Raw genomic sequence first — 16137 nt, forward strand, 5'->3', positions numbered from 1 at the left:
TTGAACATTGCGAGTTCGGAGACATCGAAATAGATCTTCTAATGCTTGATGCTTAGCACGGTAATGATTTACTGTGTTGGGTCAGGCCCTTTTTATTATTTGCAACATTAATAATCCAAATGGCTCTGTAAATACTAACCATATGCTATAGTAGATAAGCCTTTGTATAAACAAATGGGCATTATGATAAGAAAAGAGACGTGATGAGCCTTGCTAGATTTTTTACAACTTGGTATTCGAAAAGAGATTAACCATACATTAAAGTCATTAGGTATCGTGAAACCAACTCCCATACAAGAACGGACGATCCCAGCCGTACTTAAGGGTAAGGATGTGATTGCAAAAGCACAAACTGGAACAGGAAAGACGTTGGCTTTTGTTCTTCCGATTCTTGAGAAAATTGATGTGCACAACCCGGATGTTCAAGCCCTTATTTTAACCCCTACAAGAGAATTGGCTCAGCAAATTTCAAAAGAAATTAAGAGAATGATTGAGAACGTAGAGGGTATCAATGTGTTAGCTGTATATGGTGGTCAGGATGTTGCGCATCAATTAAAAAAGTTAAAGGGAGCTCAGCATATTGTCGTTGCAACGCCTGGTCGGTTATTAGACCATGTTCGCCGTGGAACAATTGATCTTTCAAGTATTAAGAGGCTTGTGATTGATGAAGCTGACCAAATGTTGCTTATGGGTTTTCTTCCAGAGGTAGATGACATCATTCAAGAAACATTTCCTTCTAGACAAACCATGCTGTTTTCAGCAACAATGCCTACCGAAATTCGAAGTTTAGCGAAAAAATATATGGTAGAGCCAGAGTTTATAGAAGTGAAAGCAAAAAAAGTAACAGTTGAAGAGATCAAACAAGTTGTCATTGAAACAACTGATCGGAGAAAACAAGCCACTTTATTGCATTTAATCGAGGAGCATCGTCCTTTTTTAGCGATTATCTTCTGTCGTACAAAAGTTCGTGCCAACAAGCTACATGAAGCATTAATTGCCAACGGATTTGAATCAGACGAATTGCATGGTGATTTACCTCAATCCAAACGTGAAAAAGCGATGAAACGATTTCGTGAAGCAAAAACACAGTTTTTAGTGGCAACAGACGTTGCTGCACGGGGACTTGATGTAGAAGGGGTGACACATGTCTACAACTATGATATTCCACATGATGTGGAAAGTTATGTTCATCGGATTGGACGAACTGGCCGTGCAGGTGGCGATGGGGTTGCCTATACGTTAGTAGATCCTAAGGATATGGAGTTCCTCCGTATGATTGAAAAAGGAATTCATCAAAAATTAGACATACAAGTGATTAAGGGAGTCAGTATCCCTGATCGTGAGGATTATCAGAGAGCAAGCGGCGAGCAAAGAAAAGAAGCAAAACGTTCTGCAAGTAGTGGAAGAGACGGAAGGAAGGCTTCACAGTTATCTTCAAACAGAAAACCAAATGATAGACGGTCAAGAAGCAATTCAAGCAATTCACCGAAGGGTAGAAGACGTAGTCGCTAAACGAGTGAATGATACAAAATGGATGCCTTATCTTGTCCACCGGGGATAAGGCACCAAATTCAGGAGGATACACCCATGTTACAAAAACAAATGAAAAATTACATTTCATCAGAGTTGATGAGTGAAGAGAAACAAGTTGCAGTATATCAAGAGGAAAAAGAGTACATTGAAAAATATAAGTTAATTTCGAATGACATTACATTGATAGAAAAAGATCCTACTACGCGTTTCCTTGAAGCTTACATTGAGAGATGCGACAAAGAAACAGAAGAAACGCTCTCGAAAGAATTATTTGGCTTTTTAGAACACCCAATTGACTACCTTCAAAAACACAAGAATGAATTTCTATACTTTGAATCAGAATGGTTGGAATTAATCGGCGTGGATGCAATTGCGTTTGAAATGAATGATGTATTTGGAACATATGACGTCATGGTAGGCTTGAAGTTGCAGAAAAAGTATGGGCCTTCTCTTAAAGAAAACCTACGTAAAGAGTTACAGGGAGACGAAGCAAAATTTGAATTGATGTTCAATCAAAATGATGGCTTATGGGACTTGAATTTCGCTCTGAATTACGTGAATGGGTTCAAAGAGGAGATGTCATTAGAGGAAGCATACCGGCTGATATATCAATTTTTATTTAAACTTGTAGAGTTGACTGAAGAAAGAAGCAAGGAAGTGAATTAACTGTTAAATCGCATTTCTTTCCTACATATGATACCATTTACCTCTATACAAAAAAGGGACGTGATTGAACATGATTAAAATTAGCATACCTACTCCAGATATTACGATAACAGAACGGAAACAAATTCCGAATGAAAATGAACCGAAAATCAAGGATATATACGGATTTATTGACTTTCATCTAATTCCAAGAGATAAAGGTGGCATTTTCTTATTCTTTAATAAAGATGATGAGCTTCTTTTTGTTGGGAAAGCCCGGAAACTACGTCAACGAATTAAAAAACATTTTGAAGATACGGTTTCTCCTATTAAAATGCACAGAGACGAAGTCCATAAAATCGATATTTGCATCGTAGAAGACCCAATGGAACGAGACATTTATGAAACTTACATTATAAATAAACTTCGATCTAAATATAACGTTGACAAAGTATTTTATTAAAAAAAATATGGGTGCCAGACTCCAATTGCGGTTGTGATTTGCCGTTTGGGGGAGCTGGCACTTTATATTTTTTAAACTTCCCGATTAATCCCGTTAACTGGTGGCCTCAATGAATTAAAAATGATTAGAAATCCAGGGAAACTGTTAAGGCAAAGTCAAAAGAAACGAATATTCAAATTTTCGATAGTGTTTAATCAAAACTGTCATCTTATAATGAAACTTTGCCCTCTTGAAGTAGATAAAATGTGAAACGACGCATCTTACTCTACCCAAAACAAGAAGATGAACAAGAACTTCCAATTTGGGAAGTGGTCGATACGGATAAAACAATAGAAATGGCGACTGTCAGGATTGATAAACTTGAACGTACTGTTGAAGAATTAAGGGGAATATTATGCTAGAGCGTGAGCCTAACTGCATTTATACATTAACGAAGTGGGGGGTTAGGCACCCATTTTTTTGATTTGTAAATAAACTCCACCCGAATTTATAGGGTGGAGTTTATTTTACAAATCTATAAGTCTTTATCCTTTAGAAGCTCCGCCCAAACTAAATCCTTTTGACATATGGCTTTGAGAAAGAATATAAAGAATAACAACTGGTAACATGTATATTACAGAAAATGCTGCTAATCTTCCATATTCAACCATTCCATGTTGTCCAAAGAATTGATAAATGGTTACTGATGCAGGAAATTTATTTGGCGATTGTATTAGGATATATGGAACAAAGAAATTCCCCCAACTCCCTATGAATGTATAGATCATAACAGTAAATGTACCTGGAACCATAAGTGGTAATATTACTTTCGTTAGACTTTTTAAGGTAGATGCACCATCAACCCAAGCAGCTTCTTCAAGTTCAAGCGGAATAGAATCCATGAAGTTTTTCATCATCCATATTCCAAAGGGTAAGGCGGACGCTGCTAAGAAAAAGATAGTACCCATCAATGAATCTTGTAAATTTAGATAAATAAATAATTGATAGACGGGGACCATAACCGCTGTGATTGGTAAGCAAGTCATAAATAAAATGGAAAGAATAAATTGTTTCTTATATTTTATTTGATATCGTGAAAGAGGATATGCAGCTAATGCTGAAAATACTACTACCAAAACTGCTTGACTAAGAGATAATATGATTCCAATGATGAAGGAGCGTTGGTTTGATGGATTGGCTAGGATATCAATAAAATTCTGAACGGTAAGTTTGTCTGGAAGCTTAATACCTGCAGCAGCATGTGGATCCAAAGATGATGTAAACACCCATAATAATGGCAGGATAAATAGCAATGCTATAATTGATAGAATCACATAAGGTATTACCTTTGAAAAGTTTCGTTTTTTCATTTAAACCTCCACCTTCATGAGCTTTATATATATCAAACTTGCAAAAATTCCTATGATTAACATGATTAACGAAATTGCAGTTCCATAGCCCAATTGATAGTTAATAAATGCTTGATTATACATAAATACAGGGAGTGTCATCGTTGCATTTCCAGGTCCACCACCGGTCATTGTATAAATTAAGGTGAAAACACCTAGAGTATTTAATGTTACAATTACCATATTTGTTGCTGCAGGACCTTTTATTAGGGGGAGTACAATTCTTACTAAACGTTGCCATGAAGACGCGCCATCAATCATAGCCGCTTCTTCAATATCCCGTGGAACATCATCCAGTGCTGCCTGATAGATTAACATGGAAAAAGCGCTGCCATGCCAAATATTTGCTATAATGACACTAACCAATGGGAAGGTGTACATCCATGTAATGGGTTCAAATCCCAAAATGTTAATGAGATTATTAAGGGTTCCGTTATCGCCTAAGAATGCGACCCAAGCAAAAGCACAAATAATTTCTGGAGTTATCCATCCAGCCATAACACAGATTCCGACAAATCTTCTGAAGTTCACTTTTTTTTGTTTCATTAATAAAGCAATTATAAAACCAAGTACTTGTTGGCCGATGATTCCAGAAAAAAGGAGAAAAATGATTGTTGCTATGATACTTGATTTAAAATTAGGATCAGAAAACATCATCACAAAGTTCTTAAATCCTATAAATTCTACTGCCTGCGAGGCTGTACCTGTCAGAGCAATATTAGTAAATGCAAAATACCCTGTAAGTAAAATTGGACCAATAAAAAACAAGAGTAATAGAACTAAGGAAGGTAGTAGTAACATAAGAGTGAAGAGATTTCGTTTGTTCCTCCGTTGCAATGAATAAGAAGAAATTTGTATGTTGTTATCTACATTTTCTTTTTTATTAACGTTTGAGATCATTTTTTTACCCCCGAATTATTGTGACCATAGCTGTCTTAATGCCATGGTCACATTTTCACTCATTGAATTATCTACGAATTGTATTTTCAGCTCCAACGATTCGTTCCATACCGCTTGCAAATGTTTCCATAGCTTCCTTGGGGGTCATAGAACCAGTTGCAACAGCTTCTACAGCATCTTGGATTTGTGTTGAAACCCCAGGGTACTTATCTACTGACGGTCTATAATTAGTATACTTAAGAATTTCAGCAGCTTCTTCATATTGTGACATTGGTTTATTTAAGTATTCTTCTTCTTTGGCTACATCAGTTCTTACTGTCATATCAAATGATTTGTTAGTATAAGAAAGTGTATGTTTTTTGTTCGTCGCTAGTTTAATAAACTCCCAGGCAAGGTCTTTTTCATCAGAATTTTTAGGAATAGCTAACGTCCACCCACCAGACATTGATGTATAACCTGGATCTTGACCATTTTGTGTTGGTGTAGCAACGAACTCATACGTATCAAGGGCATCTGGCCAAGGATGATTCCCTTGTTCGCGCCAGTTACTAGACACCCAGCTTCCATCTAATACAAAACCTAGTTTGTTTTCAGGCATATATTGTGTTGCTAGTAGAGAGGAGACTTGACCATTCAAAGCTAGTGAAAGCTCAGGACCCAAGTCGTTTGAATAGATTTCATCTACAAATGTTAAGACGTCTAGGATTGCAGGACTCTCAACAACCCATTTTTTCTCATCTGAATCATATAAGGATTCACCAGTCCCACTTAATAATGTTTGGAATGTTCTCATTGAAGTTGCTTCACCAGTAGCCTTTCCTACATACAAGAAGGTAGGAATTACATCATCTGCTGCTTTATCTTTAATTGTTTTTGCTGCATTCATTAAATCATCCCAATTCTTGGGTTGCCAAGGTACTGGGAGTCCCACTTCTTTAAAGATTTGTTTGTTATACCAAATCCCCTGAACATCCGTACTATATGGGACAGCATATATTTTTCCATCTGCAGCGGTTACACCCTGTTTTGTTACTTCTTCAAAATTACTCCAGTCTTCCCAAGCATTTAAACGTTCATCAAGAGGTTCTAAATATCCAGCACTAGCATCTGAGTTAATCATAAATGAGTCTTCTGTAATGACATCGGGAGCAGTTTCAGGTGATTTTACCATTAAAGCCAGTTTTGCAAAGAAGTCTCCTTCATTTGCATTAATTGGTACAAGTTTGACCGTGACGTCACTGTTTTCTTTCTCAAACTCTTCCTTAGCTTCAGTTAGCCAAAGCTTACCTGGAGGATTTGTTCCTCCATTATCCCTAAACGCGATACTAATTTCCTTCTTACCATCATCAGAACTTTGTGAGGAACTACACGCTGTACTAATAACTACAGAGAAAATGATAACTAGAAAGAACCAAAAACGTCTACTCACATACCCAACCCCCTAAAATTTTATGTAAAGAATGTAAAACCAAAAACCTGGTGGATATGAAAATCCACTTCATAGAGAAAACTAAGAAACATTTTAAAAATAATTCAAAAAGTAAACAAAATAGTAGCGCTTTCATTTATACTTACGCTAAAAGAAACTTTTAAAAGTATCTTTAAAAAGAGTATAAACGCCTTGTTTGATTTTTGTCAATAGTTAGAAATCTTAAAATAGTTAGTTTTTTTATAGGGGTGTGAAAACAATTTCTTTCAATCGAAATCAAATTTTAACTATAATAAAAGTGGAATTAGGATCATGAGATTCGTTATGGTGAAAGTATTCTATAATAAAAATAAGGGAGGGAACTTTTGTGGAGAGAAATGTTGGTTCAAATAAGATTCGAACAAAAAATATTAATCGCACAATCGTTTTACAATTAATTAGAAATAAGGGTCCCATAACCAAAGCTGATCTTGCAAACCAAGCGAAACTGACATTTACTACAGTAAATAATATCGTGGATTCCCTCATAAAAGAAAAATTAATTTATGAGTCTGGATTTGAAACATCAAGTGGTGGTAGAAAACCAGTTTTATTAAATCTTAATTCCAATAGATACTTTGCTGTAGGTGTACATTTCAGTTTGTCTCATATCTTTGCGATGGTATTAAATTTTAACAATGAAATTATAGCTGAATACTCTATTCAAACAAATAGTAAAAAGAGTATTGAGATCGTTATTGAACAAATTAAAAAAGTCATTCATGCTGTTGTTGAAAAATCAAAGATTAATAAAAGTGATTTAATTGGTATTGGAGTTGCAGCACCAGGTCCGTTAGATCCACAAAAGGGAATATTACTATCACCACCTAATTTTAAAGGGTGGGAGTCAGTCCCGCTTGGAGATATTATTGAGAGTCATTTCGCTATACCAACCTTTATTGAAAAGGATGTAAACTCTATGGCCATCGGAGAGTATCTGGTCGGTGATTACGAGAAAAAAAGAATTTATTATTTATCGATCTGGATATCGGAATTGGAAGTGGAATTATCCTTAATGGTCAAATCTATCATGGATATCCATTTGGAGCAGGAGAAATCGGGCATGGAACAATTGATATTGATGGACCAAGGTGTAATTGCGGAAACTATGGATGTCTAGAGGCTGTTGCATCTGGTTTAGCTATAGTCAGAAGATTTGGTGAAGAAATAAGAAGGGGATTCCAAAGTGAATTAGTTGAACATTATTTAGAGGACAACCAAAGCATTACTGTGCATGAAATTATTAAAGCTGCCAATAATGGTGATGAATTATCAAAAAGTCTTTTAGATGAATCTGCAAGATATGTTGGAATAGCAACTGCTTCTGTTGTTAATCTGCTTAAACCGGAAATATTAGTAATGGGAGGAGTTCTAGTAAACGAATACTCAGAGTATTTACCTAAAGTAAAGGAGATTGCTCAATCAAGGGTGTTTACTTCTTTCACGAATGATATTGTTGTTCTTCCTTGTACATACAAAGAAAAAGCGGGGGTTGTTGGGGCCGGAACACTTATACTTGAAAAATATTTTAATGGCAGCTTAGAAAAATAATTTGTTGATTCTATTTTAGTAAAAAGTAACTTTTAATTTTTTCATTAAAAGTTGCTTTTTTATTATAAAAAAGGGTATAACCAATGAGCTATAATTCAGAATATAAATTATTTTAAAAAAATGTATACAATACTTTAATTATATGTTATCTTTTTATTACATTTTGAATTTATTTCAAGAAGTATGTAGATTGATTTCTATAATTTGGTATTATTTGCCTTTGGAATGTTAGTAATATTCGTGATATTTCATTAAGGGGGAAGAGAAATGTTGAGTAAAATTGAGTCTATTCAAGAAAAACAATCAACAACAGCTGAGAAAACTATACATATGATTGGAAATGCGCACTTAGATCCAGTATGGTTGTGGCAATGGCAAGAAGGTTTCCAAGAAACAAAAGCTACATTCCGGTCTGCTCTTGATCGAATGAAGGAGTATGATGATTTTTTATTTACCTCTAGTTCTGCTGCTAATTATGAGTGGGTGGAAAATAATGACCCTGAAATGTTTAGGGAAATACAAGAAAGAATTAAAGAAGGGCGCTGGGAAATTGTTGGTGGTTGGTGGGTTCAACCTGACTGTAACATTCCGAGTGGAGAATCATTTGTGCGACAAGGATTATATGCACAGCGATATTTCAAAGAAAAGTTTGGTGTCACTGCTAAAGTAGGTTATAACGTCGATAGTTTTGGTCACTTTGGAATGTTACCACAAATTCTTAAAAAAAGTGGAATGGATTATTACGTTTTTATGAGACCAGCACCGCAAGAAAAGGGTCTTCCTCAAAAATTGTTTTGGTGGGAATCTGATGATGGATCTCGTGTACTAACTTTTCGAATTCCCTTTCAATATAATACATCAGGTAATGATATCGAATCTTATGTTAAACGTTTTGTAGGTGAATTAAAGGATCCATTTAATGATTTAATGCTTTTCTATGGAGTAGGAAATCATGGTGGCGGTCCTACGAAACGAAACATTGAAAGTATTCAAAGACTAAAAGAGATAAAAGAACTTCCGCAGCTAAAATTTAGTACTCCTAATCAATTTTTTGAAGAGATTTCAGAAAAGAAATTACCCTTCCCGGTCGTACACGATGATTTACAACACCATGCAAGTGGATGTTATGCAGCCCATTCTGGAATTAAACAGTGGAATAGACAGGCTGAAAATCTGTTAATTAAAGTAGAAAAATTTTCTTCCTTTGCCTATTTAATTACTAAACAAGTCTATCCCGATAATCTTTTAACTGCATGGAAAAATGTATTATTTAACCAATTCCATGATATTTTAGCAGGTACAAGTCTTGAAGCAGCATATGAGGACGCAAGGAACATGCATGGTGAAGCGATGTCTATTGCAAGTAGAGGATTGAATTACGCAATCCAATCACTTTCGTGGAAAATTAACATTGAACATGTTGATGGTATGAAACCAATTGTAATTTTTAATCCACATTCATGGAATAGTCGAGTTAATGTGGAGCAAGAAGTTGGCGGATTAGGTGAAGATGATATATTAGTTGATAACGAAGGTAATCAAGTCCCTATGCAAAGAGTACAATCATGGGCAACGACGAGAGGAAGGAGTCGAGTAAGCTTTATTGCTGACCTCCCACCAATGGGTTATCGAGTGTATAAAATTTTACCTAACACTTCAAAACAAACTAAAAGCTATATGAAGGCGACAAATTATTCAATTGAAAATAACAACTATCGCTTAGAAATTGATCCTGATACTGGATTCATTTCAAGCCTTTTAGACAAAAAAATAACCAGGAACTCATAGACGGGCATTCAGCAAGACCGGTTGTCCTAGAGGATAAGAGTGACACCTGGTCTCATGATGTTCTACACTTTAATAAGGAATGTGGGGTCTTCACAAAAGATAAAATTACTCTTGTAGAGCATGGACCAGTTAAATCAGTGATACGCGTAATCGGAAAATACAACCAATCAACAATCATTCAAGATTTCACGATGTATCATGATTTAGATCAAATCGATGTTTTTGTAAAAGTAAATTGGCAGGAACAATTTAAAGCCTTAAAACTTAAGTTTCCTTTAAATCTAAAGTTCCGTACAGCCACCTATGAAGTCCCATATGGTCACATTGTTCGTGAAACAAATGGTGAAGAAGAGCCTGGTCAGAATTGGATTGACTTAACAGGAATTCATCCCCTTACAGGGAATAAGTGTGGTCTAAGTTTATTAAATGATTCTAAATATAGCTTTGATATCAATAATAACGAGGTAAGTTTAACAGTTCTTAGGAGTCCAATTTATGCTCATCATGATCCGGAGGTCCCAAATGAAGATAAATACTATTCTTTTATTGACCAAGGTATACAACAATTTACGTATAGTCTTCTACCACACGAAGAAAGTTGGGAACAAGCAGGTACTGTAAAACGAGCAGCTGAGTTAAACCAAAAACCTGTAACTATTATTGAATCATTCCATGATGGTCCTCTACCACAAAGTGATTCATTTCTTTCAGTTGATGTAGAAAATATTATTGTAAATGTTGTAAAGAAAGCAGAAGATAATAACGACTTTATCGTTAGATGCTATGAAACTTCCAATGTGAAGACAAATGCTGTTATCGACATACCGAAACTAAACAGAAAAATTGTAACCGTATTCAATCCGTGCGAAATCAAAACGTTCCGTATACCATTAAATTCGAACGAACCAGTTACCGAAACAAATTTAATAGAATGGGAGTTGGAATAGAAGAATAATGAGGTGATTAGTAGTGGAGATGATCCTTCGTAATTTAGAAAACAAGTATCCTGAATTAACAAAATGTCTAGATGATATTCGTAAATCATTTGATATATTAAAAAGCACATATAATCTAAAAGGCAAAGTTTTACTTTGTGGCAATGGAGGAAGTGCATCTGACTGTGAACACATTGTTGGGGAACTCATGAAAGGCTTTTTGTTAGAGCGACCCATTGATCGTTCATTTAAAACAAGTTTACTAAATGAGTTTTCTAATGACGGGGAGTTTATTGGAAACCACTTACAAATGGCCTTGCCAGCCATTTCACTCGTAAGTCAAACATCATTAATAACTGCTATATCAAATGATCTCTCACCTGATATGGTATTTGCACAACAGGTTTTTGCATACGGAGTTAAAGGTGATACTATTATAGGAATCAGCACATCGGGGAACTCAAAAAATGTGCTATATGCATTAAAAACAGCAAAAGTATTGGGTTTAAGAACGATAGGAATTACTGGGGCTAGTGGAGGTTCATTTAAGGATATATGTGACATTACAATCTGTGTACCATTTCATAGAACTCTAGAAATACAAGAGAAGCACGTTCCAATCTACCATGCGCTTTGTGCAATGTTAGAGGAGGAATATTTTCTAAGATGACTATATTAGTTGGAATTGATATTGGTGGAACAAAGTGTGCTGTTTCTATCGGAACCGTTGAAGAAAATTCTATTAAGATCCATAGCAAGGAGAGATTTTCTACAACTTCGTCTCATGAAACAACTTTAAAAAGAATAGAAGATACACTTGAACAGCTAATGAGACGATTGGAAATATCGAATATTGATGCCATCGGGATAAGTTGTGGTGGTCCGCTTGATAGTGAACGTGGATTAATACTCTCACCACCTAATTTACCAAATTGGGAATCTATTAACGTCGTATCACTATTCAAAAACAAATATCATGTGCCTGTCGGTTTGCAAAATGATGCAAATGCATGTGCTCTTGCTGAATGGAAGTGGGGAGCTGGAAAAGGTTGCAGGAATATGATTTTTCTAACATTTGGAACTGGGATGGGTGCAGGGTTAATCATTAATGGTGAACTATACACAGGAACAAATGATATGGCAGGGGAAGTAGGTCATATCCGTTTAGAAAATGAAGGTCCAATGGGTTTTGGCAAAGAAGGTTCATTTGAAGGGTTTTGTAGTGGTGGAGGAATTGAAAAACTGGCACGTAAAGAGGTTGCAAAATGGTTACTAGAAGGACAATCCACTCTTATATGCCACTCCATCGAACAGTCGGATCAAATCACAACCAAAAAAGTGGGTGAGGCAGCACAAAAACAGGATCCATTGGCACTAAATATCTTTAAACAAGTTGGAGAAAAGCTTGGGAAAGGTTTGGCCATTTTAGTTGATATTTTAAATCCAGAAAGGATTGTCATTGGAAGTATATACTTAAGACAACAAGATATCTTAGAACCAATTGTTATGAGTATTCTTAAAAATGAATCCTTACCGACAGCCTTATCCGTTTGCGAAATTGTTCCAGCTGGACTAGGGGAAGAGGTAGGGGATTATGCAAGCTTGTCAGTAGCGTGGAATATTTTAAATAAAGTAACAAAAAACCAAGATTAATTTTATTTAGTTAGAAGAATGACATCCAAGCCTACGGGCTTGGATGTCATTTTTTATTAGAAAACAATTATATAAGAAAGAAAAATATAAATATGGGTTCCAGGCCCCGGCGCGGTTGTGATTTGCCGTTTGGGGGAGCTGGCACTTTTTTTAGTATAGAACCATTTTATAATAGACAATCGTGGTCCGCAGATGTTACTGAGGAAAGATGCTATGAGTTAGTAGAGGATTATATGGAATAATTTTTCTAGAGGCATTGCTTGTGTAGCAATGTCTTTTTATAATCCTTCTATCAAAAGATAAATTTTCGAAGTGTAAGTGGCACGGTTTATACATGGGTCGAATTTTTTATATAGTTCGGGACAATATATGAAAGAAAATCGATAAGAAAGGGTGGAAGACTGGAACAAGGAATTCGTGTTGTTGTAGAGTATTCCTAACCTTATTAATAATCATTCTTTATTTTTCTTATTACCCATTTTGGCATTATGTGTATCAATATTACAATAAATAGGAGATGATTGTATGTTATTAAAAGACAAAGTTGTTCTAATTACTGGTGCAGCCGGAGGTATCGGTATTGCAACAGCAAAAGCATTTGCAAAGGAAGGCGCAAAATTAGCTTGTGGATTTGAATGAAGATGCGTTAAAAAAAGCTTCCGAACAAATGGAGGCCAGTGATATCTTATATGTTCCTGCAGATGTTACAAAAGAAGATCAGGTACAAAATTATGTTGATAAAACCGTCGAAAAATATGGGCGTATCGATGTTTTCATTAACAATGCAGGTGTAAATGGCGCCAATGCAACAATTACAGAGCAAACAGAAAAAAACTTGCGATTTGTAATGGATGTTAACTTCTTCGGTGCATATTACGGATTAAAATACGTTCTCCGTGTTATGCAAGAACAAAAATCTGGTGCTGTTGTCAACACAGCGTCAAACGGCGGATGGCTTGGTGCGCCGGGAATGAGTGTGTATGCTGCATCGAAACATGCTCTTCTCGGACTTACAAAATCTGCAGCTTTAGAAATGGCGTCATATGGGGTACGCATAAATGCAGTTGCTCCGGGCGCTACAAATACAGATATGATGCGCAGAATTGAAAAAAATGCAGTTGGGGAGGAACATGCTGAAGAAGCACAAAAAGCATTTGCGGCCGCAGTTCCATTGGGGCGCTATGCGACTCCAGAAGAAATTGCAGATTTGATGGTATTCTTGGGTTCAGATAAATCTAGGTTCATTGATGGAACAATGATTCGTATCGATGGCGGTATGTCTGCTACGTCATCACAATAATTTAATTTGAGTAAGAAAACATCCCACTGTTTTTGGAAGGTAGTCACGAAATCAAGAATGGACTTTTGCTGAGAAAAGACTTTTATACTTTATTTGATCGTGGCTATATCACCATTACTTTAACGGATTTTGCGAAAATAATAGTAGATATTTTAGGTTTATAACAACAGGGCCAGTGGGTTTGCCCAGTTGTCTGGCCCTGTTGTTTCAAATTTCTTAATTATATTATATGAGTGACCAAATAGGTAATGGTTTCCATCGTGGAGTCTTTTGAGCAAGGCTCTTTTTTTATTCCAAGGTTTATCCTATGTACTGTAATTTTTATAGAATCATGTTATGGATATGCAAAAAAAGGTGAGAAAAAAATATCATTAAACTTTTCAATCAAATCCAAGATTGAATCCAAATTTGTTGTTAATTTAATAAGTTGTTCCATTATTTTTTTCTCTACTTCATGATGAATAACTTCGAACGAGAAGTTAACATTCATAAAAGTCCGAGTAAAATAAATTTTCCTATAGTATGATATATCTCATACTTCGCAATTTGCACTTGTAGTTTATTTCATTAAATATTCGTCCAATAAAACAAGGGTTGGTTCTCCAATGTCCATTGAGGATGCAGAATAACGAACCCTATTCAACTTGAATCTGTGTGATTTTATTCATGATATCGACCAATTTTACTTTTCTTTGAATTCTTATTAAAAATTCAAAATAAGCGTAGTTTCCTGTATACCTACCTCTATTCTCCCGTACTGCTACTTCCATATGAAGTGTATTACCTTCTACTAAATCTAAATCCTTGATTTCAACTGTGTGGGTAGTAATACCTACATCAGGTATATTATCGATCTCCCTGGCACCTACGACAAAATCCATACTATCGTTAATAGTAGTTGTAATATTAAGCGTTTTCCCTAAAGGTAAGAAGGTATCATTGACCTTTACTCCAGTATCCCAGTTGTTACCAACGGATTGATTATTAAGCAGATTAATGTCGGTAAGAGTAACTTCTAGTTCAATTTGTTGTTCAACATCTAGTAGTGCTAATCGTTTTGACTTTTGATATAGATTGATGCAAATCATAATAAGTACGATTATTATTATTATATCTAACACGAGCCATATTTTGTTTTTCATAAGAACTCCTAGCAAAAATTACTAAAGCGAATATAATCATTTCTTACTATAATCAGATTGTACCTATTATATTAGGAGGTTCAGATGGAAAATCGATTTACGGATTATTATATGGTTTTGGGTGTCCCTTATAATTCAAGTCTGGAACAGATTAAAAAAGCATATCGTCACTTAGCTAAGGTATATCATCCCGATGTTGGTGGTTCTGAGAGTCAGTTTAAATTGATTCAAGAAGCATATCAAGTTTTATATGATAATAATTCAAGGGAACATTATAATAAGGTTTACTTAAACTATTTAAAAAAATCTCATGAAGAAACTCTACAACAATGGAAGGATGCTACATCTAATCCTGAAAAAAAGGCGACAAAATCCGATAATCATGATTATCGTAAATCATCAGGATTTAAATGGAGACTACTATATAGGGTTACTGGAATATCATTAATTATACTTTTTATCGTATTAACTAACATAATAGAAAATGATGGTATACAAAGCGAAAATCTAGATGTTGAAACTAGTTTTATTGAAGATTACACATCTGAGCAAGAGCAAGAAACTAATTCGATAGAGCCAGACGAAGTTGCGCCTGTTGGAGAATTTACCATTGCCGATGAAGAGGATAACAACCAAATAATCGAAGAAATTGATCAGAAAATTAGTATTGATACTGAAGAAAATATGGTTTCATCTGAAGAGAAGATTCAAGATACGATAATAAATAATGAACATTATTTTACACTCGGTTCTTCTAAGGAAAAAGTTAAGGAAGTTATGGGTCCGCCATCTTCTGTATATAGTAATAGTTGGAGTTATAATTACTCAAATGTTACATTTGATGGAGAGTTTGTTATAGGATGGTCGAATATTAGTGATAATCTTAATGTAAAATTAGGGGAAAAAGAAGAAGGTGTAACATTCACATTAGGTTCCTCGAAGGATGATGTACTAAAGGCAATGGGAACCCCAACCAGCATTTATCATAATAGTTGGGGTTATCAATATTCCGATGTCACTTTTGATGCAGATAAAGTAGTTGGTTGGTCAGATATTAGTGATAATCTAAATGTGTTTATATCAGAACCAATTTCTAGTGTATCTTTTACGATTGGCTCCTCAAAAGAAGAGGTATTAGAGGCAATGGGAACTCCATCTGGAGTTTCGAACAATTCGTGGTCATATGATTATTCGACGGTTAGATTTGACTCTAATGGTTTTGTAGAAAGTTATTCAAATATCAGTGACAATCTAAGAGTTTATTAATCTAGCTTATTTCCAGCAGAAGTTTTCCCGTTCGATAAAAATTTCGTAAGACGTACGTGAATAGGAATTAGCATATTAAATTCTATAACCTATCATCAAGAAACC

The 16137-nt window shown here is 35.3% G+C and carries 16 protein-coding genes and 1 pseudogene; 13 read left to right on the forward strand and 4 right to left on the reverse strand.

Going from position 1 to position 16137, the window contains the following annotated elements:
* The first annotated feature begins 210 nt into the window (after positions 1-210).
* From BTHG_RS01075 to BTHG_RS26575, 4 genes are all read left to right on the forward strand, one after another.
* Positions 211-1512 carry a DEAD/DEAH box helicase gene (locus tag BTHG_RS01075; RefSeq protein ID WP_010281051.1) on the forward strand — a complete coding sequence of 434 codons (1302 nt, stop codon included), beginning with the start codon at positions 211-213 and terminating at the stop codon, positions 1510-1512.
* 75 nt (positions 1513-1587) lie between these two features.
* Positions 1588-2199 (forward strand): hypothetical protein, encoded by a 612-nt coding sequence (locus BTHG_RS01080; RefSeq protein ID WP_010281053.1) that lies wholly within the window; start codon positions 1588-1590, stop codon positions 2197-2199.
* Between the two features lie 70 nt (positions 2200-2269).
* Complete coding sequence (locus tag BTHG_RS01085) at positions 2270-2641, forward strand: nucleotide excision repair endonuclease (protein WP_042341379.1); 372 nt, start codon at positions 2270-2272, stop codon at positions 2639-2641.
* A 245-nt stretch (positions 2642-2886) separates the two neighbouring features.
* The gene (locus BTHG_RS26575; protein ID WP_010281055.1) at positions 2887-3042 is read left to right on the forward strand and encodes a hypothetical protein; all 156 of its coding nucleotides are present in this window, start codon (positions 2887-2889) and stop codon (positions 3040-3042) included.
* 123 nt (positions 3043-3165) lie between these two features.
* Here BTHG_RS26575 and BTHG_RS26455 read toward each other — a convergent pair whose 3' ends face one another.
* The 3 genes from BTHG_RS26455 to BTHG_RS01105 all read right to left on the reverse strand — a co-directional run bounded on the left by BTHG_RS26455 (position 3166) and on the right by BTHG_RS01105 (position 6358).
* Complete coding sequence (locus BTHG_RS26455) at positions 3166-3990, reverse strand: carbohydrate ABC transporter permease (RefSeq protein WP_010281056.1); 825 nt, start codon at positions 3988-3990, stop codon at positions 3166-3168.
* Positions 3991-4929: a carbohydrate ABC transporter permease gene (locus BTHG_RS26460; RefSeq protein WP_010281057.1), complete on the reverse strand. Its 939-nt coding sequence runs from the start codon at positions 4927-4929 to the stop codon at positions 3991-3993.
* Between the two features lie 67 nt (positions 4930-4996).
* Positions 4997-6358, reverse strand: coding sequence for an extracellular solute-binding protein (locus tag BTHG_RS01105; protein WP_010281058.1), 1362 nt, complete (start codon positions 6356-6358; stop codon positions 4997-4999).
* Positions 6359-6725: 367 nt separating this feature from the next.
* On the opposite strand from BTHG_RS01105, the gene BTHG_RS27565 reads away from it, so the two are divergent.
* The 8 genes and pseudogenes from BTHG_RS27565 (at position 6726) to BTHG_RS27755 (ending at position 13788) form a co-directional block, all read left to right on the forward strand.
* Complete coding sequence (locus tag BTHG_RS27565; protein ID WP_026021638.1) at positions 6726-7517, forward strand: ROK family transcriptional regulator; 792 nt, start codon at positions 6726-6728, stop codon at positions 7515-7517.
* Positions 7406-7948, forward strand: coding sequence for an ROK family protein (locus BTHG_RS27570; protein WP_269719486.1), 543 nt, complete (start codon positions 7406-7408; stop codon positions 7946-7948). The genes BTHG_RS27565 and BTHG_RS27570 overlap by 112 nt, the downstream gene beginning before the upstream one ends.
* A gap of 267 nt (positions 7949-8215) precedes the next feature.
* Positions 8216-9736 (forward strand): glycoside hydrolase family 38 N-terminal domain-containing protein, encoded by a 1521-nt coding sequence (locus BTHG_RS26965; RefSeq protein ID WP_198420967.1) that lies wholly within the window; start codon positions 8216-8218, stop codon positions 9734-9736.
* Positions 9733-10683, forward strand: a complete 951-nt coding sequence (locus tag BTHG_RS26970) for a glycoside hydrolase family 38 C-terminal domain-containing protein (protein WP_232284423.1) — start codon at positions 9733-9735, stop codon at positions 10681-10683. Before BTHG_RS26965 ends, BTHG_RS26970 begins: the two co-directional genes overlap by 4 nt.
* Before the next feature lie 28 nt (positions 10684-10711).
* Complete coding sequence (locus tag BTHG_RS01125) at positions 10712-11341, forward strand: D-sedoheptulose-7-phosphate isomerase (RefSeq protein WP_042341489.1); 630 nt, start codon at positions 10712-10714, stop codon at positions 11339-11341.
* Complete coding sequence (locus tag BTHG_RS01130; protein WP_010281060.1) at positions 11338-12324, forward strand: ROK family protein; 987 nt, start codon at positions 11338-11340, stop codon at positions 12322-12324. Before BTHG_RS01125 ends, BTHG_RS01130 begins: the two co-directional genes overlap by 4 nt.
* A gap of 525 nt (positions 12325-12849) precedes the next feature.
* Positions 12850-13624 (forward strand): annotated as a pseudogene (locus BTHG_RS23970) (SDR family NAD(P)-dependent oxidoreductase).
* Positions 13625-13656: 32 nt separating this feature from the next.
* Positions 13657-13788 carry an HNH endonuclease gene (locus tag BTHG_RS27755; protein WP_332306417.1) on the forward strand — a complete coding sequence of 44 codons (132 nt, stop codon included), beginning with the start codon at positions 13657-13659 and terminating at the stop codon, positions 13786-13788.
* A 471-nt stretch (positions 13789-14259) separates the two neighbouring features.
* Here the strand turns inward: BTHG_RS27755 and BTHG_RS01145 are convergent, their stop codons facing one another.
* Positions 14260-14712, reverse strand: a complete 453-nt coding sequence (locus BTHG_RS01145) for a hypothetical protein (protein WP_148361126.1) — start codon at positions 14710-14712, stop codon at positions 14260-14262.
* A gap of 138 nt (positions 14713-14850) precedes the next feature.
* On the opposite strand from BTHG_RS01145, the gene BTHG_RS01150 reads away from it, so the two are divergent.
* Positions 14851-16032, forward strand: a complete 1182-nt coding sequence (locus tag BTHG_RS01150; protein ID WP_010281068.1) for a DnaJ domain-containing protein — start codon at positions 14851-14853, stop codon at positions 16030-16032.
* Positions 16033-16137: the final 105 nt, after the last annotated feature.

The organism is Bacillus timonensis (genome assembly GCF_000285535.1).
In the GTDB taxonomy this organism is placed as follows: domain Bacteria; phylum Bacillota; class Bacilli; order Bacillales; family Bacillaceae_L; genus Ferdinandcohnia; species Ferdinandcohnia timonensis.

What these genes read in the sequence shown, in the direction of transcription:
- BTHG_RS01125 (WP_042341489.1), top strand. Translation starts at nt 10,712, where the DNA reads ATGATCCTTCGTAATTTAGAAAACAAGTATCCTGAATTAACAAAATGT.
- BTHG_RS26455 (WP_010281056.1), bottom strand. Translation starts at nt 3,990, where the DNA reads ATGAAAAAACGAAACTTTTCAAAGGTAATACCTTATGTGATTCTATCA.
- BTHG_RS26460 (WP_010281057.1), bottom strand. Translation starts at nt 4,929, where the DNA reads ATGATCTCAAACGTTAATAAAAAAGAAAATGTAGATAACAACATACAA.
- BTHG_RS01085 (WP_042341379.1), top strand. Translation starts at nt 2,270, where the DNA reads ATGATTAAAATTAGCATACCTACTCCAGATATTACGATAACAGAACGG.
- BTHG_RS01145 (WP_148361126.1), bottom strand. Translation starts at nt 14,712, where the DNA reads ATGATTTGCATCAATCTATATCAAAAGTCAAAACGATTAGCACTACTA.
- BTHG_RS01150 (WP_010281068.1), top strand. Translation starts at nt 14,851, where the DNA reads ATGGAAAATCGATTTACGGATTATTATATGGTTTTGGGTGTCCCTTAT.
- BTHG_RS01130 (WP_010281060.1), top strand. Translation starts at nt 11,338, where the DNA reads ATGACTATATTAGTTGGAATTGATATTGGTGGAACAAAGTGTGCTGTT.
- BTHG_RS26965 (WP_198420967.1), top strand. Translation starts at nt 8,216, where the DNA reads ATGTTGAGTAAAATTGAGTCTATTCAAGAAAAACAATCAACAACAGCT.
- BTHG_RS01080 (WP_010281053.1), top strand. Translation starts at nt 1,588, where the DNA reads ATGTTACAAAAACAAATGAAAAATTACATTTCATCAGAGTTGATGAGT.